29 protein-coding genes are annotated in these 26,059 nt (G+C 72.9%); 4 read left to right on the forward strand and 25 right to left on the reverse strand.

What is annotated here, in order from left to right:
• Window positions 1-2: 2 nt before the first annotated feature.
• The 10 genes from AUV08_RS03615 to galE form a co-directional block, all read right to left on the reverse strand.
• Window positions 3-590 (reverse strand): GNAT family N-acetyltransferase, encoded by a 588-nt coding sequence (locus tag AUV08_RS03615; RefSeq protein ID WP_061867104.1) that lies wholly within the window; start codon window positions 588-590, stop codon window positions 3-5.
• Window positions 587-1,258 carry a tRNA (adenosine(37)-N6)-threonylcarbamoyltransferase complex dimerization subunit type 1 TsaB gene (gene tsaB / locus AUV08_RS03620; RefSeq protein ID WP_036315870.1) on the reverse strand — a complete coding sequence of 224 codons (672 nt, stop codon included), beginning with the start codon at window positions 1,256-1,258 and terminating at the stop codon, window positions 587-589. The genes AUV08_RS03615 and tsaB overlap by 4 nt, the downstream gene beginning before the upstream one ends.
• Window positions 1,259-1,268: 10 nt before the next feature.
• Window positions 1,269-1,895 carry a tRNA (adenosine(37)-N6)-threonylcarbamoyltransferase complex ATPase subunit type 1 TsaE gene (gene tsaE / locus AUV08_RS03625; RefSeq protein ID WP_061867105.1) on the reverse strand — a complete coding sequence of 209 codons (627 nt, stop codon included), beginning with the start codon at window positions 1,893-1,895 and terminating at the stop codon, window positions 1,269-1,271.
• On the reverse strand, window positions 1,892-3,097 hold the full coding sequence (gene alr, locus AUV08_RS03630) for an alanine racemase (RefSeq protein ID WP_061867106.1): 1,206 nt from the start codon (window positions 3,095-3,097) through the stop codon (window positions 1,892-1,894). Before alr ends, tsaE begins: the two co-directional genes overlap by 4 nt.
• On the reverse strand, window positions 3,094-4,671 hold the full coding sequence (locus AUV08_RS03635; RefSeq protein ID WP_061867107.1) for an NAD(P)H-hydrate dehydratase: 1,578 nt from the start codon (window positions 4,669-4,671) through the stop codon (window positions 3,094-3,096). The genes alr and AUV08_RS03635 overlap by 4 nt, the downstream gene beginning before the upstream one ends.
• Entirely contained in the window at window positions 4,668-5,048 is a 381-nt protein-coding gene (locus tag AUV08_RS03640; RefSeq protein ID WP_061867108.1) for a holo-ACP synthase, read from the reverse strand. Before AUV08_RS03640 ends, AUV08_RS03635 begins: the two co-directional genes overlap by 4 nt.
• Entirely contained in the window at window positions 5,045-5,776 is a 732-nt protein-coding gene (locus AUV08_RS03645; RefSeq protein ID WP_061867109.1) for a hypothetical protein, read from the reverse strand. Before AUV08_RS03645 ends, AUV08_RS03640 begins: the two co-directional genes overlap by 4 nt.
• A complete protein-coding gene (gene glgX / locus AUV08_RS03650; RefSeq protein WP_061867110.1) occupies window positions 5,773-7,902 on the reverse strand; it encodes a glycogen debranching protein GlgX in 2,130 nt (709 codons plus the stop codon). Before glgX ends, AUV08_RS03645 begins: the two co-directional genes overlap by 4 nt.
• A gap of 158 nt (window positions 7,903-8,060) precedes the next feature.
• Window positions 8,061-9,932 carry a glutamine--fructose-6-phosphate transaminase (isomerizing) gene (gene glmS, locus AUV08_RS03655; protein ID WP_044659426.1) on the reverse strand — a complete coding sequence of 624 codons (1,872 nt, stop codon included), beginning with the start codon at window positions 9,930-9,932 and terminating at the stop codon, window positions 8,061-8,063.
• A 50-nt stretch (window positions 9,933-9,982) separates the two neighbouring features.
• Complete coding sequence (gene galE / locus AUV08_RS03660; protein WP_061867111.1) at window positions 9,983-11,038, reverse strand: UDP-glucose 4-epimerase GalE; 1,056 nt, start codon at window positions 11,036-11,038, stop codon at window positions 9,983-9,985.
• 74 nt (window positions 11,039-11,112) lie between these two features.
• Here galE and coaA point away from each other — a divergent pair, with 74 nt between their 5' ends.
• Genes coaA through mscL form a run of 3 tightly spaced genes read left to right on the forward strand, consistent with a single transcriptional unit; the run spans window position 11,113 to window position 13,358 of the window.
• Window positions 11,113-12,123, forward strand: a complete 1,011-nt coding sequence (coaA, locus tag AUV08_RS03665) for a type I pantothenate kinase (protein ID WP_044659424.1) — start codon at window positions 11,113-11,115, stop codon at window positions 12,121-12,123.
• A 3-nt stretch (window positions 12,124-12,126) separates the two neighbouring features.
• Complete coding sequence (locus AUV08_RS03670; protein WP_157554059.1) at window positions 12,127-12,876, forward strand: M15 family metallopeptidase; 750 nt, start codon at window positions 12,127-12,129, stop codon at window positions 12,874-12,876.
• Between the two features lie 59 nt (window positions 12,877-12,935).
• A complete protein-coding gene (gene mscL / locus AUV08_RS03675; RefSeq protein ID WP_061867112.1) occupies window positions 12,936-13,358 on the forward strand; it encodes a large conductance mechanosensitive channel protein MscL in 423 nt (140 codons plus the stop codon).
• 94 nt (window positions 13,359-13,452) lie between these two features.
• On the opposite strand, the gene AUV08_RS03680 is transcribed toward mscL, so the two are convergent.
• Window positions 13,453-13,680, reverse strand: coding sequence for a hypothetical protein (locus tag AUV08_RS03680; RefSeq protein ID WP_061867113.1), 228 nt, complete (start codon window positions 13,678-13,680; stop codon window positions 13,453-13,455).
• 8 nt (window positions 13,681-13,688) lie between these two features.
• Window positions 13,689-15,044, reverse strand: a complete 1,356-nt coding sequence (glmM, locus tag AUV08_RS03685) for a phosphoglucosamine mutase (RefSeq protein WP_197459298.1) — start codon at window positions 15,042-15,044, stop codon at window positions 13,689-13,691.
• Window positions 15,045-15,204: 160 nt separating this feature from the next.
• Here glmM and AUV08_RS03690 point away from each other — a divergent pair, with 160 nt between their 5' ends.
• Window positions 15,205-16,005 (forward strand): peptidoglycan recognition family protein, encoded by an 801-nt coding sequence (locus AUV08_RS03690; RefSeq protein ID WP_061867115.1) that lies wholly within the window; start codon window positions 15,205-15,207, stop codon window positions 16,003-16,005.
• A gap of 67 nt (window positions 16,006-16,072) precedes the next feature.
• On the opposite strand, the gene ppk2 is transcribed toward AUV08_RS03690, so the two are convergent.
• The 13 genes from ppk2 to secY all read right to left on the reverse strand — a co-directional run bounded on the left by ppk2 (window position 16,073) and on the right by secY (window position 25,989).
• The gene (ppk2, locus tag AUV08_RS03695; RefSeq protein WP_061867116.1) at window positions 16,073-17,062 is read right to left on the reverse strand and encodes a polyphosphate kinase 2; all 990 of its coding nucleotides are present in this window, start codon (window positions 17,060-17,062) and stop codon (window positions 16,073-16,075) included.
• A 200-nt stretch (window positions 17,063-17,262) separates the two neighbouring features.
• Window positions 17,263-17,751, reverse strand: a complete 489-nt coding sequence (gene rpsI, locus AUV08_RS03700) for a 30S ribosomal protein S9 (RefSeq protein WP_036317791.1) — start codon at window positions 17,749-17,751, stop codon at window positions 17,263-17,265.
• Window positions 17,752-17,792: 41 nt separating this feature from the next.
• Window positions 17,793-18,236 carry a 50S ribosomal protein L13 gene (gene rplM, locus AUV08_RS03705; RefSeq protein ID WP_036337972.1) on the reverse strand — a complete coding sequence of 148 codons (444 nt, stop codon included), beginning with the start codon at window positions 18,234-18,236 and terminating at the stop codon, window positions 17,793-17,795.
• A gap of 277 nt (window positions 18,237-18,513) precedes the next feature.
• Complete coding sequence (truA, locus tag AUV08_RS03710; RefSeq protein WP_061867117.1) at window positions 18,514-19,407, reverse strand: tRNA pseudouridine(38-40) synthase TruA; 894 nt, start codon at window positions 19,405-19,407, stop codon at window positions 18,514-18,516.
• A 117-nt stretch (window positions 19,408-19,524) separates the two neighbouring features.
• Window positions 19,525-20,253 (reverse strand): 50S ribosomal protein L17, encoded by a 729-nt coding sequence (gene rplQ, locus AUV08_RS03715; RefSeq protein ID WP_061867118.1) that lies wholly within the window; start codon window positions 20,251-20,253, stop codon window positions 19,525-19,527.
• Window positions 20,254-20,328: 75 nt separating this feature from the next.
• Complete coding sequence (locus AUV08_RS03720) at window positions 20,329-21,327, reverse strand: DNA-directed RNA polymerase subunit alpha (protein WP_049146318.1); 999 nt, start codon at window positions 21,325-21,327, stop codon at window positions 20,329-20,331.
• A 132-nt stretch (window positions 21,328-21,459) separates the two neighbouring features.
• On the reverse strand, window positions 21,460-21,864 hold the full coding sequence (gene rpsK, locus AUV08_RS03725) for a 30S ribosomal protein S11 (protein WP_002857513.1): 405 nt from the start codon (window positions 21,862-21,864) through the stop codon (window positions 21,460-21,462).
• An 83-nt stretch (window positions 21,865-21,947) separates the two neighbouring features.
• Window positions 21,948-22,316, reverse strand: coding sequence for a 30S ribosomal protein S13 (gene rpsM / locus AUV08_RS03730; protein ID WP_017487821.1), 369 nt, complete (start codon window positions 22,314-22,316; stop codon window positions 21,948-21,950).
• A 274-nt stretch (window positions 22,317-22,590) separates the two neighbouring features.
• Window positions 22,591-22,704, reverse strand: coding sequence for a 50S ribosomal protein L36 (gene rpmJ / locus AUV08_RS11735; protein WP_002857509.1), 114 nt, complete (start codon window positions 22,702-22,704; stop codon window positions 22,591-22,593).
• Window positions 22,705-22,739: 35 nt separating this feature from the next.
• Window positions 22,740-22,961, reverse strand: coding sequence for a translation initiation factor IF-1 (gene infA / locus AUV08_RS03735; protein WP_010080397.1), 222 nt, complete (start codon window positions 22,959-22,961; stop codon window positions 22,740-22,742).
• 204 nt (window positions 22,962-23,165) lie between these two features.
• Entirely contained in the window at window positions 23,166-24,008 is an 843-nt protein-coding gene (gene map, locus AUV08_RS03740; RefSeq protein ID WP_084776546.1) for a type I methionyl aminopeptidase, read from the reverse strand.
• Window positions 24,009-24,012: 4 nt separating this feature from the next.
• Entirely contained in the window at window positions 24,013-24,630 is a 618-nt protein-coding gene (locus AUV08_RS03745; RefSeq protein ID WP_061867119.1) for an adenylate kinase, read from the reverse strand.
• 51 nt (window positions 24,631-24,681) lie between these two features.
• Window positions 24,682-25,989, reverse strand: coding sequence for a preprotein translocase subunit SecY (gene secY / locus AUV08_RS03750; RefSeq protein ID WP_061867120.1), 1,308 nt, complete (start codon window positions 25,987-25,989; stop codon window positions 24,682-24,684).
• Window positions 25,990-26,059 lie beyond the last annotated feature (70 nt).

Below are 26,059 nucleotides of genomic sequence, written 5' to 3' on the forward strand. Positions count from 1 at the left end.
GGTCACAGGGCCTTGCGCATGATCACGGCGTCCTCGCCGCCCGGGTAGTAGCGGCGGCGCACGTGCAGCTCCTCGAATCCGTGGCGCACGTAGAGGCGCCGGGCGGCGGCGTTGGAGGCCCGGACCTCGAGCATGAGGGCGCTCGCGCCGCGCACCGTGGCCTCCGCGGCCATCCAGCGCAGCTGGGCCGCGCCGATCCCCCTTCCCTGCGCCGCGGCGACGGTGCCCACGGTCTGCACGTCGGCGACGTCGCCGACCACCATGATCCCGCCGTAGCCGACGATCTCGCCGGGGGCGGGGCCGTCGTCGTCCGCGGAGCCGGGCGCGGCCACGTCGCGGACGACCACGCGGTAGTCCCGGGTGGGCGGGCGGCCGTGCGCGTCCCGCCCGCTGGCGGGGCCGGTCTGGGCGAGCTCCTCCTCGTAGAAGTGCGCGGGCCAGGCGTCGAGCGGGAAGAGCGTGGCCTCGTGGGCGAGCACCTCGGGGATGTCCCACACGGTCATGGGGCGCAGCAGGTATCCGGGCGGCAGCCCGTGCGCGTCCTCAGCGGGGCGCCCGTCGTCGGCCGGGTCCGGCTCGGCCGGGCTCACGCGCCCGCCCGCTTGCGGGGGCCGGGGACCTTGGCGTCGGACTCGCGCAGGTAGAGCGGCTCGGCGGGCACGAGGCCTCGGCCGCGCCGCAGGGCGAGCTCGGCCACCTGCCCCACCCCGACGGCGGACGGCGTGGCCGACTCCCAGTCCGGCACCGCGCGCAGCGCCTCGGGGTAGAGCCCGGCCCCCGCGCCGTAGACGGGCAGCGGGGTGACCTCGTCCGCCGGCGAGACGAAGGGGCCGTGCAGCAGGGTCGGCTGCCCGCCGACCTGCGCGTAGTGGGCCCAGTAGACCTCGCGGCGGCGGGCGTCCGTGGCGACCACGAACTCCTCGATCCCGTGGCGGAAGGCGTCGACGCCGGCCGCGTGGGCGAGCGCGTCGAGGCTGCGGACCCCGTGCACGGGCACGTCCCACGCCAGGCCGAGGGCGGCCGCCGTCGCCAGGCCCGCGCGCAGTCCCGTGAAGGGTCCGGGGCCGACGCCGACCGCGAGCGCGTCCAGCGCGGTGCCGGTGACGCCGGCCTCGCCGAGCACGGTCTGCACCGCGGGGGCGAGCACCTCGGCGTGGGCGTGGGTGTCGTCCGTGGCCCAGCGCGCGAGCTCCTCACCGTCCCGCAGGACGGCGACGGAGGCGGCGGCGGAGGAGTCGATCGCGAGGAGCAGGGCCATGGCGGCCAGTCTACGGAAGCACGACGCCGGCCCAGCGCGGGCCGCGGCCGGTCACGACGGCCGAACGCAGCTCCTCGGCCTGGCCCCCGTCCTCGTCGGAGAAGTCGGTGACGATGCCGTCCTCGCCCTCCCCCGCCGAGGCCGCGGGGGCGTCCTCACCCCCGCGGGCCCGGACGATCTCGATGTCCAGCCACGAGGCGTCCGGGTCCTCGGGGAACCCGGCGAGGGACTCGGCCATGCCCCGGCCCCACTCGACGACGGTCACGGAGCGGTCCACGCTCGCGTCCAGGTCGAGGTCCGTGAGCTCCCCCGCCGAGCGCAGCCGATACGCGTCCACGTGCACGAGGTCCGGGGTGCCCGCCGGGGCGTTGGCCGGGGCGGGGTGGACGCGGGAGAGGACGAACGTCGGCGAGACCACGCCGGAGGCCACGCCGAATCCGCTGGCCAGCCCCTGGGTGAAGGTCGTCTTGCCCGCGCCGAGGTCGCCCGTGAGGATCAGCACGTCGCCGGCGCGGAGCACCCCGGCGAGGGCGCGGCCGAACGCCCGGGTGCCGTCGGCGCCCTCGAGCGGGACCGTCACCGTCAGCACGGGCTCCGGCAGGGTCGGGCCGGGGGCGGGGATCTTGTGGTCGCTCATGGGCGGGCCTCCTGGGTCGGCGTGGGGTCCACGTGCTGCCGGTCCACGCGGCCTCCGATGCGGGTCACCAGCTCGTAGTTGATCGTCCCGGCGGCCGCGGCCCACTCCTCCACCGGAATGCCGGAGGCCGGTCCGAACAGCTCGACGGCGTCGCCGGGCGCGTCCGCGGCGTCCGGGCCGAGGTCCACCACGAACTGGTCCATCGCGATGCGGCCCACCACGGGGACGGTCCGGTCGCCGACGTGGACGCGCGTGCCCTCGACGACGCGCGGGACGCCGTCGGCGTAGCCGACGGGCACGAGCCCGAGGGTGGTGGGCTCCGCCGTGACGTGGCGGAACCCGTAGGACACGCCCTGCCCGGCGGGGACGGCCTTGACGTTGGCCAGGACGGTGACGAGGGACATGGCCGGGCGCAGCCCGAGCTCGGCGGCGGTGACGTCCGCGAACGGGGAGAGCCCGTACAGGCCCAGGCCGACGCGCACCATGTCCAGGTGCGTGTCCGGCCGGGAGAGGGTGGCGGGCGTGTTGGCCAGGTGCCGCAGCAGTGGGTGGCCGAGCGTCTCGGCGGCCTCGGCGGCCATCCGTTCGAACCGCAGCAGCTGCGCCGTGGTCTCGGCGGCCCGGTCCGGCTCGTCCGCCACGCCGAGGTGGGAGAACACGCCCTCCACCCGCACGAGGCCCGCGGCCTCGAGCTCGGCGGCACGGGCGACGAACGCGGGCCACCGCGCGGGCGTGCAGCCGTGGCGGCCCAGGCCGGTGTCCGCCTTCAGGTGCAGGACCGCGCGGGCCTCGGGTCCGGCCCCGCCGCGGGCCCGCGGCCCCCGGACGGCGTCGGCGACGGCGTCGAGGTCCCAGCCCGAGACGCCGAGGGTCACCTCCGCCTCCACCGCGGCGGCGAAGTCCGTGGCCCCGGTGTGCAGCCACGCGAGCACGGGCAGGCGCACCCCCGCCGCGCGCAGGGCCAGGGCCTCGCGCACGTGGGCCACCCCGAGCCGGTCCGCGCCGGCGGCCGCGGCGGCGCGCGCGACGGCCACCGCGCCGTGGCCGTAGGCGTCGGCCTTGACGACGGCGGTCAGCAGCGGCCGGCTGCCGTCGGGGCGGCGGATCCGCTCCTGCAGCACGCCCACGTTGTGCCGGACGGCCGCCAGGTCGATGCGTACGGCGCGCTCGGTGTCCGCCGGGTTGACGTCGGCGCGGCTCATCGGACGGCCTCCGGCTCGGCGTCGACCGGCCACCACAGGCGCGCGACGCCCGCGCCCAGCGCGGCCGGCAGCGTGGCCGTGGTGATCCGCCCGGCGCGGGCCTGGTCGGCCCCGGCCTGGGCATGCAGCCAGGCGGCGGCGGCCGCGAGCCGGGCCGTGGGCGCCGGGCCCGGATCCTCCCCGGCCCGGCGCGCCCGCGAGCGCCGCGCCACGTCCGCGGCCAGGACGGCGCCGATCGCCCCGGAGAGCACGTCGCCGGTCCCGCCCATCGCGAGGTCGGGCCCGCCGCCGGTCACGACCCATGCCTCGCCGTCCGGAGCGACCACGAGGGTGCGCGGGCCCTTGAGCAGGACGGTGGCCCCGTGCGCAGCGGTCCACGCCCGCAGTGCCGCGAGCGGGTCGGCGGCGTCGGCGCCGTCCGCGGGGACGCGCTCGCGCAGGCGGGACCACTCCCCGGCGTGCGGCGTCAGGACCACGGGCGTGCCGGCCGCGCGCAGCGTCCGCAGCTCGGCGGCGGTGACCAGGTCCAGGGCCGAGGCGTCGGCGACGAGGGCCGCCTCGGGCCGTTCCTCGAGCGCGGCGAGGACGCCGGCCCAGCGCCGCCGCGCGTCGTGCTCGGTGTCCAGGCCGGGGCCGACCACCCAGGCGTCCGCGCGCGACGGCTCGGGCCCCTCCGCCGAGACCAGCGCCTCGGGGTGGGCGGCGAGCACCAGGTCCCGGGTGGTCTGCGGGCCGGCGTGGTGCACCATGCCCGCGCCCGTCTGCAGCGCGCCCGCGCTCGCGAGCACGGCGGCCCCCGGGTAGCGCTCCGATCCGGCGACGACGGCCACCACGCCGCGCGTGTACTTGTGGGCCTTGGCTGCGGGGGCCGGGTGGGCGGTCCGTGCTGCGGCCTCGTCCATCACGCCCAGCCGCGCGGCCGGCGACGTCGGCAGGTGCGGTCCCAGCCCGATGTCCACCACGTGCACGGTGCCCGCGCGCGCCGCCCCCTCCCCGAGGACGAGACCGGACTTGAGGGCGCCGAACGTCACGGTCGCGTCCGCGCGGAGGGCCTCCCCCCGCACCTCGCCGGTGTCCGCGTCCACGCCGGAGGGCACGTCGCACGCCAGCACGAGCGCCTCCGTCGGCAGCGCGCGCGCCGCGGCGGGCAGCTCATACTCGCCGGTGAAGCCCGTGCCGAGCACGCCGTCCACCACGAGCGCGGCCTCGGGCGGCACCGCGTCGGCGCGGCGTCCCCCGGCCGCTCGCAGCGCAGCCCAGCCCTCGGCGTGCCAGCGCGGGGCGCCGTCGTCGTCCCGGCGGACGGGCACGGCGACCGCGGCCACGCCCCGGCGGCGCAGGAAGGCGAGGGCGAACAGCGCGTCCCCGCCGTTGTTGCCGGGGCCGACGAGGGCGGCCACGGTCGCCCCGGCCACGGGGCCGCGCTCACGCAGCAGGGCGGCGGCGTGCTCGGCCAGGGCCCAGGCGGCGGCGCGCATCAGCTCCGGGCCGCGCCCGGCCGCGAGCAGGGGCTCCTCGGCCGTGCGCACGGCCGAGCCGGTCACGGCGATGCGGGTCAGGTCATCGGCGGTCATGCGGACTCCTCCTCGGCCGCGCGGCGTTCGGCGACCACGTAGGCGGTGGCGACGTCCCCGTCATGACTGAGGGAGAGGTGCCAGTGGGTGATGCCCAGGGCCTCGGCCTGGGCCTGCACGGTGCCGGTCAGGTGCACGGTGGGGCGGGCGTCGCCGTGGTCCGGGCGCGGGATCCAGCAGTGGTGCCACATCATCCCGGGCGGGGCGCCCATGGCCTTGGCGACCGCCTCCTTGGCGGCGAAGCGCGCGGCCAGCGAGCGCAGCGGCAGGTCCCGCTCGTCCTCGGTGAACAGGCGTGCGCGCAGCGCCGGCGTGCGCTCGAGCTGCGCCCGGAACCGCGGGACGTCCACCACGTCCACCCCCACGCCGACGATCACACCGCCCCCGCCCGCCGGGCGCCCACGACGACGGCGCCGGCCTCGTCCCCGACGGGCTGCCCGCGCAGTCGCTTGGCCAGGTCGAGCGGCCACTGCAGCACGCCGGGCAGCTGCTGGTCGCAGCCCGGCGTGAGCATCGCCTTCCCGTAGGCCAGCACGCCGTAGACGCCGTGCTGCAGGCGGCCGAGCCGGTCGAAGCCGGCGTCGAACGCGTACAGGGACACCCGGCCCTCCTCGGGGGTGAAGCACCGCTCCGCCAGCAGCCGCGCACGCTCCACGTGCTGGTGGAAGGTGAGCACGCCCAGGTGGTGCAGGCCGAGCTCGCGCATGCGGTCGCCCGCGTGGATGACCTCGCCCTGGGTGGTCACCGGATCGGGCGCGAAGCACTCGACGCTGACGCCGGCCAGCCGCGGGTCGCGTTCCCCCGGGCCGCCGCACAGCTTCTCGTGCCCGTCCGGCCCCAGGTACGCGGAGACGAAGAGCCGGTCGGTGACGCCGGACGCGGCGAGCTCGATCGCGGCGTCATAGACGCGGGGCTGGCTGTAGAGGACGAGGAGGGCGTCCACGCGCGGTGCGTCGTCCGGGTGCGGCTCCGTCACGGCGTGCGTGGCCCATCCCGCGCCGAAGGCCAGTCCCAGCGCCGCCAGGGTCGCCACGGTGGCGCAGAGGGACCGCGCCCACCGCGGCAGGCCACGGCGGACGCGCCCCCGGTCGGCCTGCGGGCTCATGCGCCCTCGGGGACCTGCCGCAGCACGACGGTGGAGCGGGCCGGGAGCTCGAGCACGTCCCCGGCGCGCACGCGGGGGTGCGAGCCGCTCGGGGCGACGTGGGACGAGGTGTCCACGACGACCTCCCACTCGGCCGGGAACGTGGGCCCGGGCAGGGTGTACGGCACGGGCTCCCACCACGCGTTCATGAGGACGTAGAAGTCGCGGTAGGGCTCCTCCCCGTCCTCGTCCCCTCGGGGGAGCGTGTGCCCGTTGAGGTAGAAGCCGATCGACCGGGCCTCGGCGCCCCAGTCGTCCTCCGTCTTGGCGGTCGCGTCCGGCTCGAGCCACACGATGTCCGGCAGGGGCGCCTCGATGTCGCGGGCCGCCGGGCGACCGTCGAAGTGGTGGCGACGGCGGAACACCGCGTGGTCACGGCGCAGCGCGATCAGGTCGCGGGTGAACGCCACGAGCGAGTCGTCCATGGCGGACCAGTCGATCCACGAGATCTCGTTGTCCTGGCAGTAGACGTTGTTGTTGCCGCCCTGGGTGCGGCCCAGCTCGTCGCCGTGGCTGATCATGGGCACGCCCTGGCTGATCAGCAGGGTGGCCAGGAAGTTGCGGCGCTGGCGGGCGCGCAGCGTCACGACCTCGGGGTCGTCGGTCTCCCCCTCGACGCCGCAGTTCCACGAGCGGTTGTGCGCGTCGCCGTCGTTGTTGTCCTCGCCGTTGGCCTCGTTGTGCTTCTCGTTGTAGGAGACGAGGTCGCGCAGGGTGAAGCCATCATGGGCCGTGACGAAGTTGACGGACGCGCCGGGGCTGCGCCCGTCCCCCTCGTAGAGGTCGGCCGAGCCGGTCAGGCGGGTGGCGAACTCGCCGAGGGTGCCGGGCTCGCCCCGCCAGAAGTCGCGTACCGCATCCCGGTACATGCCGTTCCACTCGGACCACAGGCCGGGGAAGTTGCCCACCTGGTAGCCGCCCCAGCCCACGTCCCACGGCTCGGCGATGAGCTTGACGGTGCGCAGCACCGGGTCCTGGCGGACCACGTCGAAGAACCCGGAGAACATGTCCGGGCCCTGCTCCCCCTCCACCCGGGTGAGGGTGGTGGCCAGGTCGAACCGGAAGCCGTCCACGTGCATCTCGGTGACCCAGTAGCGCAGGGAGTCCATGACCAGCTGGAGGGCCTTGGGGCTGGAGAGGTCCACCGAGTTCCCGGTGCCCGTGTAGTCCATGTAGTGCCGCTCGTCGCCGTCGACGAGGTGGTAGTAGCCGGCGTTGTCCAGCCCGCGCAGGCTGAGCATGGGGCCCTTGTCGTTGCCCTCGGCCGTGTGGTTGTAGACCACGTCGAGGATCACCTCGAGACCGGCGGCGTGCAGGTCCTTCACCATCTGCTTGAACTCGCGGACCTGGCCGCCCACCTCCGAGGAGGAGGCGTAGGCGGCGTGCGGGGCGAAGAAGCCGAGCGTGTTGTAGCCCCAGTAGTTGCTCAGCCCCTTCTCCTGCAGGGTGGCGTCGTTGACGAACTGGTGCACGGGCATCAGCTCGACGGCGGTCACCCCGAGCTCGGTCAGGTGGCGGACCACCTCCGGGTGGGCCATGCCGGCGTAGGTGCCGCGCAGCTCCTCGGGGACGGCGGGGTGCAGCTTGGTCATGCCCTTGACGTGGGTCTCGTAGATCACCGTGTCCGTGAGCTCGACGGCGGGTGGGGCGTCATCGCCCCAGTCGAAGTCCTCGGCGACGACGACGCCGAGCATGCTCGTGTCCAGGTTGTCCGAGGTGTCGATGCGGTCCGGCTCGTCGAAGTCGTACGAGTGGTGCTGCTGGCCCCACTCGTAGTCGCCGGTGAACGCCCGCGCGTACGGGTCCACGAGGATCTTGGCCGGGTTGTGCCACAGGCCGCGGGCGGGGTCCCAGGGGCCGTGCACGCGGTAGCCGTAGCGCTGCCCGTGGCCGATGCCCGCCACGTGGGCGTGCCATGTGGTGCCGTGCCGCTCCTCGAGAGGGATGCGCGTCTCCGTGCCGTCGTCGGCGACGAGGCACAGCTCGACCGCCTCCACCTCGCGGGAGACCGCGAGGGCGAAGTTGGTGCCGGTCTCGTCCACGGTGGCCCCGAGGGGGTACGGCTGGCCGATCTCCACTGTGTGCATGACTCTCCGGGGTCTCGTCGTGCGGCCCGCCGGGTGCGGCGGGCCTCCTCGGGGAGTCTACTGGCGCGGGAGGACGACCGTGCCGGACGCGTCGCGGGCCCGGCCGCTCTGTGGCGGCCGGGCCCGGCAGGAGAGGTCTCGGTGGCCTCAGCGGCGGATCACTCCACCGTGACGGACTTGGCGAGGTTGCGCGGCTGGTCCACGTCGTAGCCCTTCGCCGTGGCGAGCTCGAGGGCGAAGATCTGCAGCGGGACCGTGGTCAGCAGCGGCATGAGCATCGGCTGGGTCTCGGGGACCTCGAAGACGACCTCGGCCTGGCCGCGCACGGCCGCGTCGCCGCGCTCGGCGACCGCGAAGGTGCGGGCGCCGCGGGCGCGGACCTCCTGGATGTTCGAGACCACCTTGGCGTGCAGCGAGTGACGGTCCATGGGCGAGGGCATGACCACGAAGACCGGCTGGCCGTCGTCGATCAGGGCGATCGGGCCGTGCTTGAGCTCGCCCGCGGCGAAGCCCTCGGCGTGGATGTACGCGAGCTCCTTGAGCTTGAGCGCGCCCTCCATGGCCACCGGGTAGCCCACGTTGCGGCCGAGGAACAGGACGGAGGTGGCGTCGGCCATGGAGCGGGCGAGCTCCTTGACCTGGTCCTTGGCGGCGAGGATCTCCTCGATCTTGCCGGGGATCGCCCCGAGGTCCGCCAGGATGTCCTTGATCTGGCCGCTGAACAGCTTCTTGTTCAGCTGGGCCAGGTACAGGCCCAGCAGGTAGGCGGCGGTGATCTGCGCCAGGAACGCCTTGGTGGAGGCGACGGCGATCTCGGGGCCGGCGTGCGTGTAGAGCACGGCGTCCGACTCGCGCGGGATCGTGGAGCCGTTGGTGTTGCAGATGGACACGGTGCGGGCGCCCTGCTCCTTGGCGTAGCGGACCGCCATGAGGGTGTCCATGGTCTCGCCGGACTGGGAGATGGACACCACGAGGGTGTGCGGGTCGATGATCGGGTCGCGGTAGCGGAACTCGTGGGAGAGCTCCACCTCCACGGGGATCCGGCACCAGTGCTCGATGGCGTACTTGGCCACCGTGCCCGCGTAGGCGGACGTGCCGCACGCCAGGACGATGATCTTGTCGACGGCCTTGAGCTCCTCGGGGTCGATCCGCAGCTCGTCCAGCATCAGGGCGCCGGCGGCGTCCGTGCGGCCCAGCAGGGTGTCCTGCACGGCCTGGGGCTGGTCGTGGATCTCCTTCTCCATGAAGGTCTCGAAGCCGCCCTTCTCCGCGGCCGAGGCGTCCCAGTCCACGGTGAAGCGCTTGCCCTCGGCGGGGCCGCCCCGGAAGTCCGAGATCTCGACGGCGTCGGCCGTGATCGTCACGACCTGGTCCTGCTCGAGCTCGATGGCCTCGCGGGTGAAGTCGATGAAGCCGGAGACGTCCGAGCCGAGGAAGTTCTCCCCCTCGCCCAGGCCGACGACGAGCGGCGAGTTGCGGCGCGAGGCCACCACGCGGTCGGGGTGGTCCACGTGCACGGCCAGCAGGGTGAAGGCACCCTCGAGGCGCTGGGAGGCCAGCTGCATGGCGCGGGTCAGGTCCTGGCCGGCCGCGTTCCGGTAGACGTCGGCGAGGAGGTGGGCGGCCACCTCGGTGTCCGTCTCGGAGAGGAACTCGACGCCCTTGGCGAGCAGCTCCTCGCGCAGCTCGGCGTAGTTCTCGATGATGCCGTTGTGGATCAGCGCCAGGCGGCCCTCGTCCGCCACATGCGGGTGGGCGTTGCGGTCGGTGGGGCCGCCGTGGGTGGCCCACCGGGTGTGGCCGATGCCGACGAGGCCGGTGGGGATGGGGTGCTCGGCGAGCTCCTCGGCGAGGTTGGCGAGCTTGCCCGCCTTCTTCCGGTGGTACAGCTGACCGCCGTCCACCACGGCCACACCGGCGGAGTCGTATCCGCGGTATTCAAGACGACGCAGGCCCTCCATCAGGACGTCGAGAGCGCCGTGCTCACGATCCGACTGGGGCTGGCCGATGTATCCGACGATTCCGCACATGCGCACGAGAATACCGGGCCGGGCCCGACTTCGGCGCACGGCGGGCCGGCTCACTCCGTCCGGGACGAGAACCCCGCGGGGTTGGCCTCCTGCCAGGCCCAGAGGTCCCGCACCATCGCGGTCACATCGCGTCGGGCGTGCCAGCCCACCTCGGCGCCGATCGCGTCCACGGCGGCGCACGACTCGGCGATGTCCCCGGGCCGGCGCTCGACCACGCGGTAGGGGATGCGGCCGCCCGTGACCGCCTCGAAGGCGCGCACCATCTCGAACACGGTGACGCCCTCGCCCCGGCCGATGTTCCAGACCCGGGTCGTCGTACCGCCCCCGGCCGCCACCCGGGCCGCGAGCCAGTCGAGCCCGGCCACGTGCGCCTCCGCGAGGTCCATCACGTGGATGAAGTCGCGCACGGCGCTGCCGTCGCGCGTGTCGAAGTCCGCGCCGAACACCCGCAGCTCGGGGTACGCGCCGGAGGCCACCCGCGCCACGAAGGGCATGAGGTTCGCCGGCACCCCGCTCGGGTCCTCGCCCAGCCGCCCGGAGGGATGCGCGCCGACCGGGTTGAAGTAGCGCAGCATCGCCAGCCCGCCGCCGTCGACCGTGGCGCAGACGTCGCGCAGCACCTGCTCCGCCATGAGCTTGGAGTGCCCATAGGGCGAGACCGGGTCCGTGGCCGCGTCCTCGGCGACCGGCACCGGCGCGCGGTCGCCGTACACGGTCGCGGAGGAGGAGAACAGGACCGTGCGGGCGCCGGCCGCGAGCGCGGTCTCGGCGACGGCGGCCGTGCCGCCCACGTTCACGTCGTAGTAGGCGGCGGGGCGGGTCATCGACTCGGTGGGCGACTTCAGCCCGGCGAAGTGCACGAGTGCGGCCGGGCCGAAGTCCGCGAGCGCCCCGCGGTAGTCCTCGGGGCGGCGGATGTCGGCCACGTGCAGGCGCAGCCGCGACCCGCCCAGGCGCGTTCCGGCGAGCTCGGCGACGCGCTCGAGCGACGTCGTCGTCGCTGTGACCAGGCTGTCCAGGACGAGGACGTCGTGGCCCGCCTCGAGCAGCGTGAGCACGGTGTGGGATCCGAGGTATCCGGCACCGCCGGTCACGAGAACGCGCATGGGCCGATCCTATCCGGGCCCTGTGACGTCACGCGGGGGCCCGCTCCGGGCGGGCCGCGGCCATAATGGATCGGGTGACCTACACCCCCCCGACCTCCGAGCTGCCCCTCGTGGGCCCCGAGGAGCCCGCGGACGCCGTGCCCGACGGCCACCAGCGCTCCCCCTTCGTGGAGCTGGACCGCCAGACCTGGGCCCGTCTCGCCTCGGAGATGGCGCAGCCCTTCGACCAGGCGGACGTGGAGCGTCTGCGCGGCCTCGGCGAGCATCTGTCCCTGCGCGAGGTCGCCGAGGTCTACCTTCCGCTCTCGCGCCTGCTGAGCATCAACGTGGAGGCCTCCGCGGCCCTGCGCAGCGCGACCAACGCGTTCCTCGGCGAGCGGACGGGGCGCACCCCGTACGTGATCGGGGTGGCCGGGTCGGTCGCCGTCGGCAAGTCGACGACGGCGCGTGTGCTCCAGGAGATGCTGCGCCGCTGGCCGACGACGCCGCGCGTCGAGCTGGTCACCACGGACGGCTTCCTGCACCCCAACGCGGTGCTGCACGAGCGCGGCATCATGTCCCGCAAGGGCTTCCCCGAGTCCTACGACCGCCGCGCGCTGCTGCGCTTCATGGCGGACGTCAAGTCCGGGGCGCAGGAGGTGCGCGCGCCCGTGTACTCGCACATCACCTACGACATCGTGCCGGGCGAGGAACAGGTGGTGCACCGTCCCGACGTGCTGATCGTGGAGGGACTCAACGTGCTGGCCCCGCCGCGCACCCGGGCCGACGGCACCGCCGGGCTCTCCGTCTCCGACTTCTTCGACTTCTCGGTGTACGTGGACGCGCGCGCGTCCTGGATCCGGTCCTGGTACATCGACCGGTTCATGGGTCTGCGCTCGGGGGCCTTCGCCGACCCGCGCAGCTACTTCCACCGGTACTCCTCCCTGTCGGACGCCGAGGCTCAGGCGACGGCCGAGTCCATCTGGGACTCCATCAACGGCCCGAACCTCGAGCAGAACGTGCGCCCGACCCGCGGGCGCGCCCGGCTGGTGCTCACGAAGAACGCGCAACACGAGGTGACCCGCGTGCTGCTGAGGAAGGTCTGATCCATGCGTCGCACCCTCCCGCTCGCCGCGCTGGCCGCGCTCGCGCTGCTCGCGGCCGGCTGCGGCACGCCCGCCGCGGGCCCGTCCTCGACGCCGACGACGCCGACGTCCGGCTCCGCGAGCGCGGCCGCGTCGTCCGGCGCCGCCTCGAGCACGGCGCCGTCGTCGGGCACGCACGCCGACCCGGCCGCCCTCGACGTCGTCGTGAACAAGACCCGCCCCGTGGCCCCGCCCGACTGGGCGCCCTCGGATCTGGTGGCCGTGACCGGCAGCGAGCTGCCCCTGAGGGCGGAGGCCGCGACGGCGGCCGGTGACCTGCTGGATGCGGCCGCGGCGGCGGACCACGACCTCACCACCCTGAGCGCCTACCGCTCGTACGACTACCAGGTCCGGACGTACGGCCACTGGGTCGACGAGCTGGGCCGCGCCGAGGCCGACCGCGTCTCGGCTCGGCCGGGGTACTCCGAGCACCAGACCGGCCTGGCCTGGGACGTGGGCGACGCCGCGACCCCCGCGTGTGACCTGGAAGCGTGCTTCGGCGACACCGCCGCGGGCCGCTGGGTGGCCGCGCATGCCGCCGAGTACGGGTTCGTCATCCGCTATCCCGCCGGGGCCGAGGACGTGACGGGCTTCGCCCACGAGCCGTGGCATCTGCGCTACGTCGGGTCCGCGGAGGCGGCCCGGGTCGAGTCGGCCGGCGGCGTCCTCGAGACCGCGTGGGGTCTGCCGCCGGCGCCGGACTACGCGGACTGAGACGCGCGACTCGCTCGAACCCGTACCGCGCCGCCCTCGTCACACGTAGGATTCTCCCCATGCTCCAGGGATTCAAAGACTTCATCATGAAGGGCAACGTCCTCGACCTTGCCGTGGCCGTCATCATCGGCGCCGCCTTCGGCAAGATCGTGAACGCGCTCGTCGAGGCGGTCCTCATGCCGCTCATCGCCGCCGCCGTGGGCTCGCCGAACTTCGACTCGTTCGCCGTGCTGACCCTCAACGGCAACGACGTGAAGTTCGGCGTGCTGCTCACCGCCATCGTCAACTTCCTGCTGATCGCCGCGGCCGTGTACTTCGCCATCGTGATGCCGATGAACAAGATGATCGAGGCCCGCAACCGCCGCCTCGGCATCGACCCCGCCGAGGAGGAGGTGGCCGCCGACGTCGCCGTGCTCACCGAGATCCGCGACCTGCTCGCCGAGCGCCGCGGCGGCCCCACCTCCGGGACCACCGCCCTCTGATCTCTCCCTGTCCGACGCCGAAGGGCCCGGGACGACTCACGCGAGTCGCCCCGGGCCCTTCCTTCATGCCCGCGGCGCCACCGGGGCGGTGCCCTCAGGGGCGCGACGTCGTCCGGTCCGCGCTGGACCCGGCGTCCGGGGCGATCTCCGAGTCCTGCCGGTCCGGATCCAGGCACGGCAGCCACTCCACGGGGGCGCCCTGCCGCGCGCACACGGGCGCGTCCACGGCGAGGAACGCGGCCGACCACAGGACCGCCAGCCCCGCGAGCAGCCCCGCGAACAGGGTCCAGCGGCGGGGCGGGGGGGCCGCGTCCGACGTCATCGGCCCGGTCAGTCGTGCAGGCGCAGCTCGCGCTGCACGACGTCGGCCAGCACCTGGGCCTCCCGGCCGGCGGTCTCCTCGTCCGGGGCCTCGACCATGACGCGCACGACCGGCTCCGTGCCCGACGGGCGCAGCAGCACGCGGCCGGTCTCGCCGAGGCGGGCCTCCGCCTCGGCGACCGCCGCCTGGACGGCCTCGTCCTCGGCGGCGCGGGACTTGTCCACGCCGCGCACGTTCACGAGGACCTGGGGCAGCCGGTCCATCACCGCGGCCAGCTCGGAGAGCGGGGTGCCGGTCTCGGCGACGCGCGAGGCGAGCTGCAGGCCGGTGAGGACCCCGTCGCCGGTGGTGGCGTGGTCCGAGAAGATCACGTGGCCGGACTGCTCGCCGCCGAGCGAGTAGTCGCCGAGCTTCATGCCGGCCAGGACGTAGCGGTCGCCCACCTGGGTCTCGACGAGCTGGACGCCCTCCCGGCCCATGGCCAGCTTCAGGCCCAGGTTGGACATGACGGTCACGACCAGGGTGTCGTCGCGCAGGACGCCGCGGTCCTTGAGTGCCACGGCCATGACGCCCATGATCTGGTCGCCGTCGACGACCTCGCCGCGCTCGTCCACGGCGAGGCACCGGTCGGCGTCGCCGTCGTGCGCGATGCCGAGGTCCGCACCGTGCTTGCGCACGGCCGCCTGGAGCTTCTCGAGGTGGGTGGAGCCGTAGCCGTCGTTGATGTTGAGCCCGTCCGGGGACGCGCCGATCACCACGACCTCCGCGCCGGCGGCGCGGAACGCCTCGGGCGAGCAGCCGGCGGCCGCGCCGTGTGCGCAGTCCAGGACGACCTTGAGCCCGTCCAGCCGGTGCGGGAGGGTCTGCAGGAGGTGGAGGACGTAGCGGTCCTCGGCGTCCGCGAAGACGCGCACGCGGCCCACGTCCGCGCCCTGGGGCCGCCGCGGCGTCACGCCCTCGAGGTGGCGGATGATCTCGTCCTCCTGTGCGTCGGTCAGCTTCTCGCCGCCGCGCGCGAGGAACTTGATGCCGTTGTCCGGGGCCGGGTTGTGGGAGGCGGAGATCATCACACCGAAGTCGGCGTCCAGGTCCCCCACGAGATAGGCGGCGGCGGGGGTCGGCAGCACACCGGCGTCCCACACGTCCACGCCGGAGGACGCCAGGCCCGCCTGCACGGCGGCCGCGATGAACTCGCCGCTGATGCGCGGGTCCCGGGCCACGACGGCGACCGGGCGTCGGCCGGCGTCGAAGGCCTCCGCGCCGAGGACGGGCGAGGCGGCCTGGGCCAGCTGGACGGACAACTCCACGGTGAGGGTCTCGTTGGCCAGGCCACGGACGCCATCGGTTCCGAACAATCTCGACATGATCAGTCAGTGTAGGGGCCGCCCCTGCGGCCTGCATCACGGGAGGGTCACGAAACGGGCCGGGGGGCGGTAGCATCGGACCGGTCGAGCCCCCGCGGCCGCGCCCGTCCGCTCACACCCGCCCGGGAGGCCCCGCCCCGAACCCGAAGGACCTCGATCCATGCCCGACGTGACCCCGCCCCCGCTCCCCCATTCCTGGACGCGCCGCAGCGTGCTGGGCGGCACGGGCCTGGCGATCGCCGCCGGCGTGGCCGGCTGCGGGCGTGATGAGCAGGCCGAGCAGAGCTCGGAGGGCGACGAGCAGGCCACCCGCCTGCCCGCTCCGGACATCATCACCACGGCGCAGTGGGGCGCCATGCAGCCCAACTACTACCTGCAGACCCTGAACGAGCGCCCCTCCTACCTGGTGATCCACCACACCACCACGCCGAACGTCACGGACGGCTCCCGGGAGGCGGCGGAAAGCATCGCACAGGTGGTCCAGAACGCGCACATGAGCCCCGCGAACGACTGGGGCGACACCGGGCAGCACTTCACCGTCTCCCGCGGCGGCTTCGCGATGGAGGGCCGCCACGGCTCCCGGCACGCGCTCGAGGACGGACAGACGTTCATGCTCGGCGTCCACGCGCTCGGTTTCAACGCCTACGCGCTCGGCATCGAGTGCGAGGGGCTGTACATGCTGAACCCGCCGCCGCAGAGCCTGTACGCCGGCCTGGTGCCGCTCGTCGCCTACATCTGCCAGCAGTACGAGCTGCCGCCGTCCCGCATCATCGGCCACCGCGACGTCACCGCCACCAGCTGCTGCGGCGACGCGTTCTACGCCAAGCTGCCGATCCTGCGCGAGGACGTCCGCCTCTCCCTGGCCTCGGGCGAGTACCACGTCTCGGAGGGCTTCGGGGCGGACAACCTCTTCGACGACGCACACGTCACCCCGGAGTACGTGGAGGAGGAGCGCGGCTGAATCCGCCCCGCTGCCCACGACGGCCCCCCTCACCGGACGGTGAGGGGCGCCGTCGTGTGCGGCCCGGTCAGCGCACGCGCGGGAACGAGCCGCCGGAGACCTCGCCGTACTCGGCCAGCTCGTTGGCCGGGCCGCAGATCTGCGGGTCGGGGCGGTGGACGATGCGCTCGTCCTTGTCCGGGTAGGGCAGCGTGTGCAGCACGTGGCGGATGGCCTCGAGGCGGGCGCGCTTCTTGTCGTTCGACTTCACGACGGTCCACGGGGCGTCGGCCGTGTGCGTGTAGAAGAACATGGCCTCCTTCGCGTTCGTGTAGTCGTCCCACTTGTCCAGGGAGGCCAGGTCGGTGGGCGAGAGCTTCCAGCGACGCACGGGGTCGGTCTCCCGCGCGGCGAAGCGGTTGAGCTGCTCGCGCTGGGACACGGAGAACCAGAACTTGATGATGTGCACGCCGGAGTTGACGAGCATGCGCTCCAGCTCAGGGGTCTCGCGCATGAACTCGAGGTACTGCTGCGCCGTGCAGTAGCCCATGACGCGCTCGACGCCGGCCCGGTTGTACCAGGAGCGGTCGAACATCACGATCTCACCGCCGGAGGGCAGGTGCTGGATGTAGCGCTGGAAGTACCACTGCGAGGCCTCCTCCTCCGTGGGCTTCTCCAGGGCCACGGTCCGGGCGCCGCGGGGGTTGAGGTGCTCGTTGAATCGCTTGATGGCGCCGCCCTTGCCGGCGGCGTCGCGGCCCTCGAAGATGATCAGGACCTTCTGGCCGGTCTCCTTGACCCAGAGCTGCATCTTCAACAGCTCGATCTGCAGCTCGCGCTTGCGTCGTTCGTAGCTCTTGCGGCTGAGCTTGGTCTTGTACGGGTAGCCCTCACGCCAGGCCTGCGGGTCCGGGGTGGGGGTCTTCTTCTCCCCGCCGAGCTTGCGGCCCAGCTCCCGGATCTCGTCCACCTCGGCGGCGTAGTCACGGGTCACGGCGAAGGGGGCCTGCGCGGCGTGCTCCGTGCCGTGCTCGCCACGGGTGCGGGGGTCGGGCGTGGGACTCGTGTTCTCGGCCACGGCGGCTCCTGATGGTGTCTCCGATCGGACCGCGCACCGGACGGGCGAGCGGCCCGTCATGGCGTCGTCGCCATGCGCCTTCATATTACCCCTGGGTCAGGTGCCGCCGGCCCACGGAGACGGCGGACGCCCCGCCCCGCTCGTGAGGAGCGGGACGGGGCGTCGGCGGGGGCACGGTGGGGACACCGTGCGGCGCAGGATCAGCGCTTCGAGAACTGCGAGGCCTTGCGGGCCTTCTTGAGGCCGGCCTTCTTGCGCTCGATGACGCGGGCGTCGCGGGTCAGGAAGCCGGCCTTCTTGAGCGCCGGGCGGTTGTGCTCGCGGTCGATCTCGTTGAGGGCGCGGGAGATGCCCAGGCGCAGCGCACCGGCCTGGCCGGAGGGGCCGCCGCCGTGGATGCGGGCGATCACGTCGTAGGCGCCGGTCAGCTCCAGCAGCGTGAAGGGGTCGGAGACCTCCTGCTGGTGCAGCTTGTTGGGGAAGTAGTTCTCCAGGGCGCGGCCGTTGATGGTCCACTGGCCGGAGCCGGGGACGAGGCGCACGCGGGCCACGGCCTCCTTGCGGCGGCCGACGGCGGAGCCGGGCACGGTCAGGGCCGGGCGCTCGGAGGCGACGGGGGCCTCGGCGGCGGCGGTGGACTCAGAGGTGTAGCTCGTCAGCTCCACGTCGTCGTTCTCGTTGATGCTCATGGTTCTCCTCAGGGAAGGTCTGCGTCAGTGGCCCGCCGGGGTCACTGGGCGACCTGGCCGATCTCGAAGGTCTGGGGCTGCTGGGCGGTGTGCGGGTGCTCGGCGCCCTTGTACACCTTCAGCTTGGAGAGCTGCTGGGCGGCCAGCGAGTTCTTCGGGAGCATGCCCTTGACGGCCTTCTCCACGGCGCGGACCGGGTTGGTCTCGAGCAGCTCGGCGTAGGACTGCGACTTCAGGCCGCCCGGGTAGCCCGAGTGGCGGTAGGCGCGCTTCTTCTCGAGCTTGGCGCCGGTGAGGGCGACCTTCTCGGCGTTCACGATGATGACGTAGTCGCCCATGTCCATGTGGGGGGCGAACGTCGGCTTGTGCTTGCCGCGCAGGAGGGCGGCGGTGTGGGAGGCCAGGCGGCCGAGGACGACGTCGGTGGCATCGATGATGTGCCACTGACGGTCGGCGTCACCAGGCTTGGGAGAGTACGTACGCACGTTGTCTGCCTTCAGGGTCGGTGGTGGTCCACAGCACCTGCCCGCCGGGTCGTGATTCCGGCGCGCTCGCGCTGTCAGTTCTCCGTGCGCGCCGGTCCCCCAGGTGAGGGCTGGAAGGCGTCCGGGCCCGATGCCCCGGGGGTGCGGCGCGAGCTGAAGGCCATGCAACTGAGCCACTCGCGGCACGACGCATCCGGGTGCGGGCATGCGCAACGTCCACCCATCCTACCGAACGCGGGCCCCGGAGCCAAAAGCCGTCGCCGCGGGCGACCCCGGCTCACAGGGTCCGCTTCGCCCGGGTGCCCTCGGCGCGCCGGCGCAGCTCCTCCGCCTCGTCGGGATAGCCGACGGCGAGCAGCGTCAGCCCCCCGGGCGGGGCGAGGCGCACCTCGGAGTCGCGGGCCGGCCTCGCCACCCGGTGCGCGAGCCAGCCGGGCTCGCGGGCCCCCTCCCCCACCTGCAGCAGCGCCCCGACGATCGCCCGGACCATGTTGTGGCAGAACGCGTCGGCCCGGATCCGGATGCGCACGACGCCGTCCTCATCGCGTCGCACCTCCAGGTGCTTCACCTCGCGGATGGTCGTGGCGCCCGCGCGGGGCCGGCAGAAGGACAGGAAGTCGTGCAGTCCGAGGACGGCGTCGGCCTCCAGGGCCATGAGGCGATCGTCCAGGGCGGCGCCGTGCCAGTGGGTGAAGCCCCGCGTGCGCGGATCACGCGCGGCGGGAGCGTCGTCGATCCGGTACTCGTACTCGCGCCACAGCGCGCTAAACCGCGCGTCGAAGCCCGCGGGAGCCCGCCGCGCCCCGTGCACGACGACGGCCCCGCCCCACCCGGAGAGCACCCCGCCGAGGCGGCGGGTGAGGGAGGTGGCCGGCTCCAGGCCGGGCCGGCCGCGGGTCAGGCCCGCCCACTCCGTCTCGGTCAGGTCGAGGTGGACGACCTGGCCGCGCGCGTGCACCCCCGCGTCGGTGCGGCCGGCGACCACCGTGCGCACGGGCCGGCGGAGGATCCGCTCGAGCCCCTCCTCCAGAGCGCCCTGGACCGAGTCGAGACCGGGCTGGCGGGCCCAGCCGTGGAAGGCGCCGCCGTCGTAGGCCAGGTCCAGGCGGACGCGCACGGACGCGGGATCCCCGGGCGCCGGCGGGGCGTCCGGGCGGTGCTGCTCGCTCATGCTGCTCCTCAAGCGGGTCGGGGCGGGGCGGGAGACGGCGAAGGGCCGCCCACCGAGTGGTGGACGGCCCTCGCCGATGCGTCGTCACGGGGACGGACGCGGACTCACGCGATGGCGTCAGGCCATCTTCTGGGCGGCCTCGCCACCGGCGGGCTCGAAGCCCGCGGCCTTGGCCTCCTCGACGGTGGAGAACCAGACCTCGGCGGTGGTCTGGTCGTACCAGCGCGAGCCGGGGACGTGGTACTTCTTCGAGCTGGCATTGCCCTTGATGGCGGCCTCGGCCGGAGCCGAGCCGTCCTCGTTGGTGGGCACGGCGCCGTCGATCTCGGCGGCGGTCTCCTGCGACTCGGCCACGGTGACCTCCTCGGTGGCGGCCGGGTCGACGGCCTCCACCGGGGTGGACTCGGCCGGGGCGGCCGGCGCGGACGCGGCGGCCTGCTCGGCCTCACGCACCACGGCCTGCTTGCCGGAGATCGGGTCCATGATCAGCTCGATCACGGCCATGGGCGCGTTGTCGCCCTGGCGGTTGCCGATCTTGGTGATGCGGGTGTAGCCGCCGTTGCGCTCGGCCATCGCCGGGCCGATCACGGTGAACAGCTCGTGCACGACCGCCTTGTTGGTGCGGTTCTTGGCGGCGATGAGACCCTGCACCTTGCGGCGGGCCGGCAGATCGCCCTTCTTGGCGAAGGTGATCAGGCGCTCGGCGTACGGGCGCAGGCGCTTGGCGCGGGTGAGCGTCGTGGTGATCGACTTGTGCTCGAACAGCTGGGCGGACATGTTCGCCAGCATGATGCGCTCGTGGGCCGGGCTGCCGCCCAGACGCGGACCCTTGGTGGGGGTAGGCATGGTGTTTCTCCTCGGGTGGGACCCTTCAGCCGGCTGCGGCGTCGGGTCGAAGATGTCAGGTGGTGCGGGATCGGCTCAGAAGTCCGAGAACGGGTCGTCGTCCATCTGGCGCGCGTGCGCCTGCGGGTCGTAGCCGGCCGGCGAGTCCTTGAGGGACAGGCCCAGCTCCTGGAGCTTCTCCTTGACCTCGTCGATGGACTTCGCGCCGAAGTTGCGGATGTCCATCAGGTCGGCCTCGGAACGGCCCACGAGCTCGCCCACGGTGTGGATGCCCTCGCGCTTGAGGCAGTTGTACGAGCGCACGGTGAGCTCGAGCTCCTCGATCGGCTGGGCCAGGTCGGCGGAGCCCTCGACGACCTCGGGCTCGTCGCCCAGGTCGATGCCCTCGGCCTCGACGTTGAGCGAGCGGGCCAGGCCGAACAGCTCGACCAGGGTGGAGCCGGCAGAGGCCACCGCGTCACGCGGCAGCATGTTCTCCTTGGTCTCCACGTCCAGGATCAGACGGTCGAAGTCGGTGCGCTGCTCCACACGGGTGGCCTCGACCTTGAAGGTCACCTTGAGGACCGGCGAGTAGATGGAGTCGACCGGGATACGGCCGATCTCCGCGTCCGCGGACTTGTTCTGGGCGGCGGTCACGTAGCCGCGACCGCGCTCGATGGTCAGCTCCATGTCGAACTTGCCCTTCGCGTTCAGGGTCGCGATGTGCAGGTCCGGGTTGTGGATCTCGACGCCGGCCGGCGCGGTGATGTCCGCGGCGGTGACGACGCCGGCCCCCTGCTTGCGCAGGTAGGCCACCACGGGCTCGTCGTTCTCCGAGGAGACGGAGAGCTTCTTGATGTTGAGGATGATCTCGGTGACATCCTCCTTGACTCCGTTGACGGTGCTGAACTCGTGCAGCACGCCGTCCACGCGGATGCTGGTCACGGCAGCACCGGGGATCGACGAGAGCAGAGTGCGGCGCAGGGAGTTGCCGAGGGTGTAGCCGAAGCCGGGCTCCAGGGGCTCGATGACGAACCGGGAACGACGGTCGGAGACGACCTCTTCGGTCAGCGTGGGGCGCTGTGCAATGAGCACGGACATTTCCTTTCGGCGAGCGTCCGCCATATGACGCACGCGGTGGGTGGAAACGAGGACGGGGTGGGGGCAGGTCCGCAGACCTGTCCGCGTCCGCCCCGGGCGGGGGCGGACGCGGACACAGCGCTCAGGTCAGACGCGGCGGCGCTTCGCCGGGCGAGCGCCGTTGTGGGCCATGGGGGTGACGTCCTGGATGGACCCCACCTCGAGGCCGGCGGCCTGCAGGGAGCGGATGGCGGTCTCGCGGCCCGAGCCCGGACCCTTCACGAAGACGTCCACCTTCTTCATGCCGTGCTCCTGTGCACGCTTGGCGGCCTGCTCGGCGGCCATCTGCGCGGCGTACGGGGTCGACTTGCGCGACCCCTTGAAGCCGACCTCGCCGGACGAGGCCCAGGAGATGACGGCACCCGTGGTGTCCGTGATGGACACGATGGTGTTGTTGAACGTGCTCTTGATGTGGGCCTGGCCCACGGTGATGTTCTTGTTGGCCTTGCGACGCGGCTTGCGGGCAGCCGATGCGCGAGTCTTGGGGGGCATGTGATTCTCCTCCGGGAAAGCTGCTGGTGCTGATGCTGCGGGCGGGGCGTCCGGACGTGGACGCGGTCACCGCCGGTGCAGGATCACTTCTTCTTGCCGGCGACCGTCTTCTTGGGGCCCTTGCGGGTACGGGCGTTGGTCTTCGTGCGCTGGCCGCGCACCGGCAGGCCGCGGCGGTGGCGCAGGCCCTCGTAGGAGCCGATCTCCACCTTGCGACGGATGTCGGCGGCCACCTCGCGGCGGAGGTCGCCCTCCACCTTGTAGCTGCCCTCGATGTGGTCGCGCAGCTGCACCAGCTGCTCGTCGGAGAGGTCCTTCACGCGGATGTTCGGGTCGATGCCCGTGGCGGCGAGGGTCTCCTCAGCGCGGGTCTTGCCCACACCGTAGATGTACGTGAGTGCGATGATCACGCGCTTCTCGCGCGGAATGTCAACGCCTGCAAGACGAGCCATGTGGCCGTCCTCCTGTTCTTCTGCAGCAGGGGTCTGCACCAGGGACGTCCCGTACGACGCGGCACTGGGCCTCGCGGACCCGTCGTCGCGGCGCCGGGGAAGATCCGGCGTGCTCCGCGGCGGGCGTCCGCCGTCGTCGGTCTCCGGCCCCTGCGGCCGGAGGTGGGGGCCCTCCCCTCACGGGGTGGACCGCTGTCCCTGCTGTTCGGCCCGATGGCCGGTGGGTGGTGTGGTCAACGCGACGGCGTCGCTCCCCGGGCTCCCGGGGAGGCGATCAGCCCTGGCGCTGCTTGTGGCGCGGGTTCGAGCAGATCACCAGCACGCGGCCCTTACGGCGCACGACCTGGCACTTGTCACAAATCCGCTTCACGCTCGGCTGAACCTTCACGGCTCTTCCTCCTGCGCTCGCTTGGACGGGGGTTCTTACTTGTATCGGTACACGATCCGACCCCGGTTGAGGTCGTACGGGCTAAGCTCCACCACGACGCGATCCTCGGGGAGGATGCGGATGTAGTGCTGACGCATCTTTCCGGAGATCGTGGCGAGCACGACGTGCTCGTTCTGCAGACGGACCCGGAACATCGCGTTCGGCAATGCCTCCGACACCGTGCCCTCGACCTCGATGACACCTTCCTTCTTAGCCATGTCCTCCACAATCGTCATGCCCCGGGCACGGCCGCGGAGGGCCGGATGACGGGGCGGGAACGGGTCTGCTCGCCGGCGCACACGAGTGCGCGCACACGAACAACGTTCGATGATACCGCATTCTCGGCCTGAGAACCAGCACAGACGAGGACGGCCGCCCGGTCCGCCGGACGGGCGGGACGGACGGCCGACAGCTCGGGCCCCTCACTCCCCCGGCGGGACCGGGACCACGCCGAACCGGGCGAGCTCGGAGGCGCCGCCGTCGGGCGCGGTGAGCACCCACACGCCGGCGTCGTGCCGGCAGACCGAGTGCTCCCACTGGCTCGCGCGGGCGCCGTCGAGGGTCACCACGGTCCAGTCGTCCGCGAGCACCTTCGTGTCGATGGAGCCGCGCACCAGCATCGGCTCGATGGCGAGCGCCAGACCGGGGCGGATCTTGGGCCCCCGGTGGCCGGTGCGGTAGTTGAACACGTCCGGCGGCAGGTGCATGGCCGAGCCGATGCCGTGCCCCACGTACTCCTCGAGGATGCCGAGCTCCTCGCCCGGCTGCGCGGAGACGAAGTCGTCGATGGCGTCCCCGATGTCCCCGACGTGGGTGGCGGAGGCGAAGGCCGCGATGCCGACCCAGAGCGCCTCCCGCGTGATCGCCGAGAGGCGCTCGTCGGCCGGGTCCGCGGTGCCGGCCGCGGAGGAGCCCAGGATCACCGTGCGGGCCGAGTCGGCGTGCCAGCCGTCCACGATCGCGCCCCCGTCGACCTTCAGCACGTCGCCGGTCTGCAGGACCCGGTCCCCGGGGATGCCGTGCACGACCTCGTCGTTGACCGAGGTGCAGATCGAGGCCGGGAAGTCGTAGTAGCCCAGGAAGTTGGAGGTCGCACCGCGCTCGGCCAGCACGCCCGCGAACACGGCGTCCAGCTCCGCGGTGGTGACGCCCGGCGCGGCCGCGGCCAGCGTGGCGTCCAGCGCCTCGGACAGGACCACCCCCGCGCGCTGCATGGCCTGCAGCTGGGGGGCGGTCTTGAGCTCGAGCGAGCGGCGGCCGATCACGGGGTCAGGACTCCGCGCCCGGCTGGATCACGGGCAGGGAGCCCGTGGCGGCGCGCACGGAGTACACGGCCTGCAGCAGGCGCTCGGTGACGTCGTCGATCTGCCCGGTGCCGTCCACGCGGGCGACGATGCCGCGCTCCACGTACTCCTGGATGACGGACTCGGTCTCGCGGTGGTACAGGTCCAGGCGGTGCTCGATGACCTCCTGGGTGTCGTCCGCGCGGCCCTCGATCTCGGCACGCTTGAGCAGACGCTCCACGAGCTCCTCGTCGGGCACCTCCAGCTCGACGACGGCGGACAGCGACAGGCCGGACTCGGCGAGCATGGCGTCCAGCGCCTCGACCTGGCCCTTCGTGCGCGGGTAGCCGTCCAGCAGGAAGCCGTGCTCCGCGTCGGCCTGGGCGATGCGGTCCGCGACCATGCGGTTCGTGACCTCATCGGGGACGAAGTCGCCGTTGTCGATGTACTTCTTGGCCTCGACGCCGAGCGGCGTCATCGACTTCACGTTGTGGCGGAAGATGTCACCGGTGGAGATCGGGACGATCCCCATCTTGTCGGCGATCCGGGTGGCCTGGGTGCCCTTGCCGGAACCGGGAGGGCCCATGAGCAGCATGCGGGTCATCGTGTGTTCCTCACTGTCGATACGGACGGCGTTGCGGGATCGGGTCGGGGCTCAGCGCAGCAGGCCCTCGTAGTGGCGCTGCTCCATCTGTGCGCTGACCTGCTTCACGGTCTGGAGGCCGACGCCCACCATGATGAGGATGGACGTGCCGCCGAGCGGGAAGTTCTGGCTGGTGCCGATCACCGCGAAGGCGATCAGCGGGATCATGGCCACGATACCGAGGTAGAGGGCGCCCACGAGCGTGATGCGGCTGATGACGTACTGCAGGTAACGCTCGGTGGGCCGGCCGGCGCGGACGCCCGGGATGAAGCCGCCGTAGCGCTTCATGTTGTCCGAGATCTCCACCGGGTTGAACGTGATGGACACGTAGAAGTACGTGAAGCCGATGATGAGCAGGAAGTACAGGGCCATGTACACCGGGTGGTCGCCGGGGCCGAAGTACCGGCTCAGCCACGTGATCCACGGGGCCGGCGCACTGCCGTCCTGCGGCGTGTTGAACTGGATGAGGATGCTCGGGAGCATCAGCACGGAGGAGGCGAAGATGACCGGGATGACGTTGGCCATGTTCACCTTGACCGGGATGTAGGTGCTCGACCCGCCCACGGTCCGCGAGCCGATCTGCCGCTTGGCGTACTGGACCGGGATCCGGCGCTGCGACTCCTCCACGAAGACGATGGCCAGCATGGTGAGCAGGCCGATCCCCATGACGATCGCGAACACGCGCCAGCCCTGCGTCTGGACCACCTGGCCGAGGCCGGCCGGGAAGCCCGCCGCGATGGAGGTGAAGATCAGCAGGGACATGCCGTTGCCCACGCCGTGCTCGGTGATCCGCTCGCCGAACCACATGACGATGAGACAGCCGGTGGTCAGGGCGATGACCACGAGCAGCACCGTGAGGATGGAGCCGTCGCGCAGCAGCGGCAGGCTGCATCCGAGCAGGGCCCCGGTGCGGGCCAGCGAGGCCATCGTGGTCGCCTGCAGCAGGGCGAGGGCGAGGGTCAGGTAGCGGGTGTACTGCGTCAGCGTCGCCTGGCCCTGCGGGCCCTCCTGGTGGAGCTGCTCGAAGCGCGGGATCACCACGCGCAGCAGCTGCACGATGATCGACGCCGTGATGTAGGGCATGATGCCGAGCGCGAAGACGGACACCTGCAGGAGCGCCCCGCCCGAGAACATGTTCACGAAGGAGTACAGGCCGCCCTGGGCGTTGCCCGCCGCGAGACACTGCTGCACCGCCGGGTAGTCCACCCCGGGGGCCGGCACGAAGGCGCCCATCCGGTAGACGGCGATGAGCGCGAGCGTGAAGGCGATCTTCCGCAACAGGTCAGGCGTCCGGACGATCCGGGCGATGGCCTTGAGCACGAGTCCTCCTGCGGTGGTCCTGTGGGGCGCGCGCCGGCCGCGGGGCGGGGCACGAGACGGCGGCCACACC

It is taken from the genome of Micrococcus sp. CH7 (assembly GCF_001595485.1).
GTDB classification, from domain to species: domain Bacteria; phylum Actinomycetota; class Actinomycetes; order Actinomycetales; family Micrococcaceae; genus Micrococcus; species Micrococcus luteus.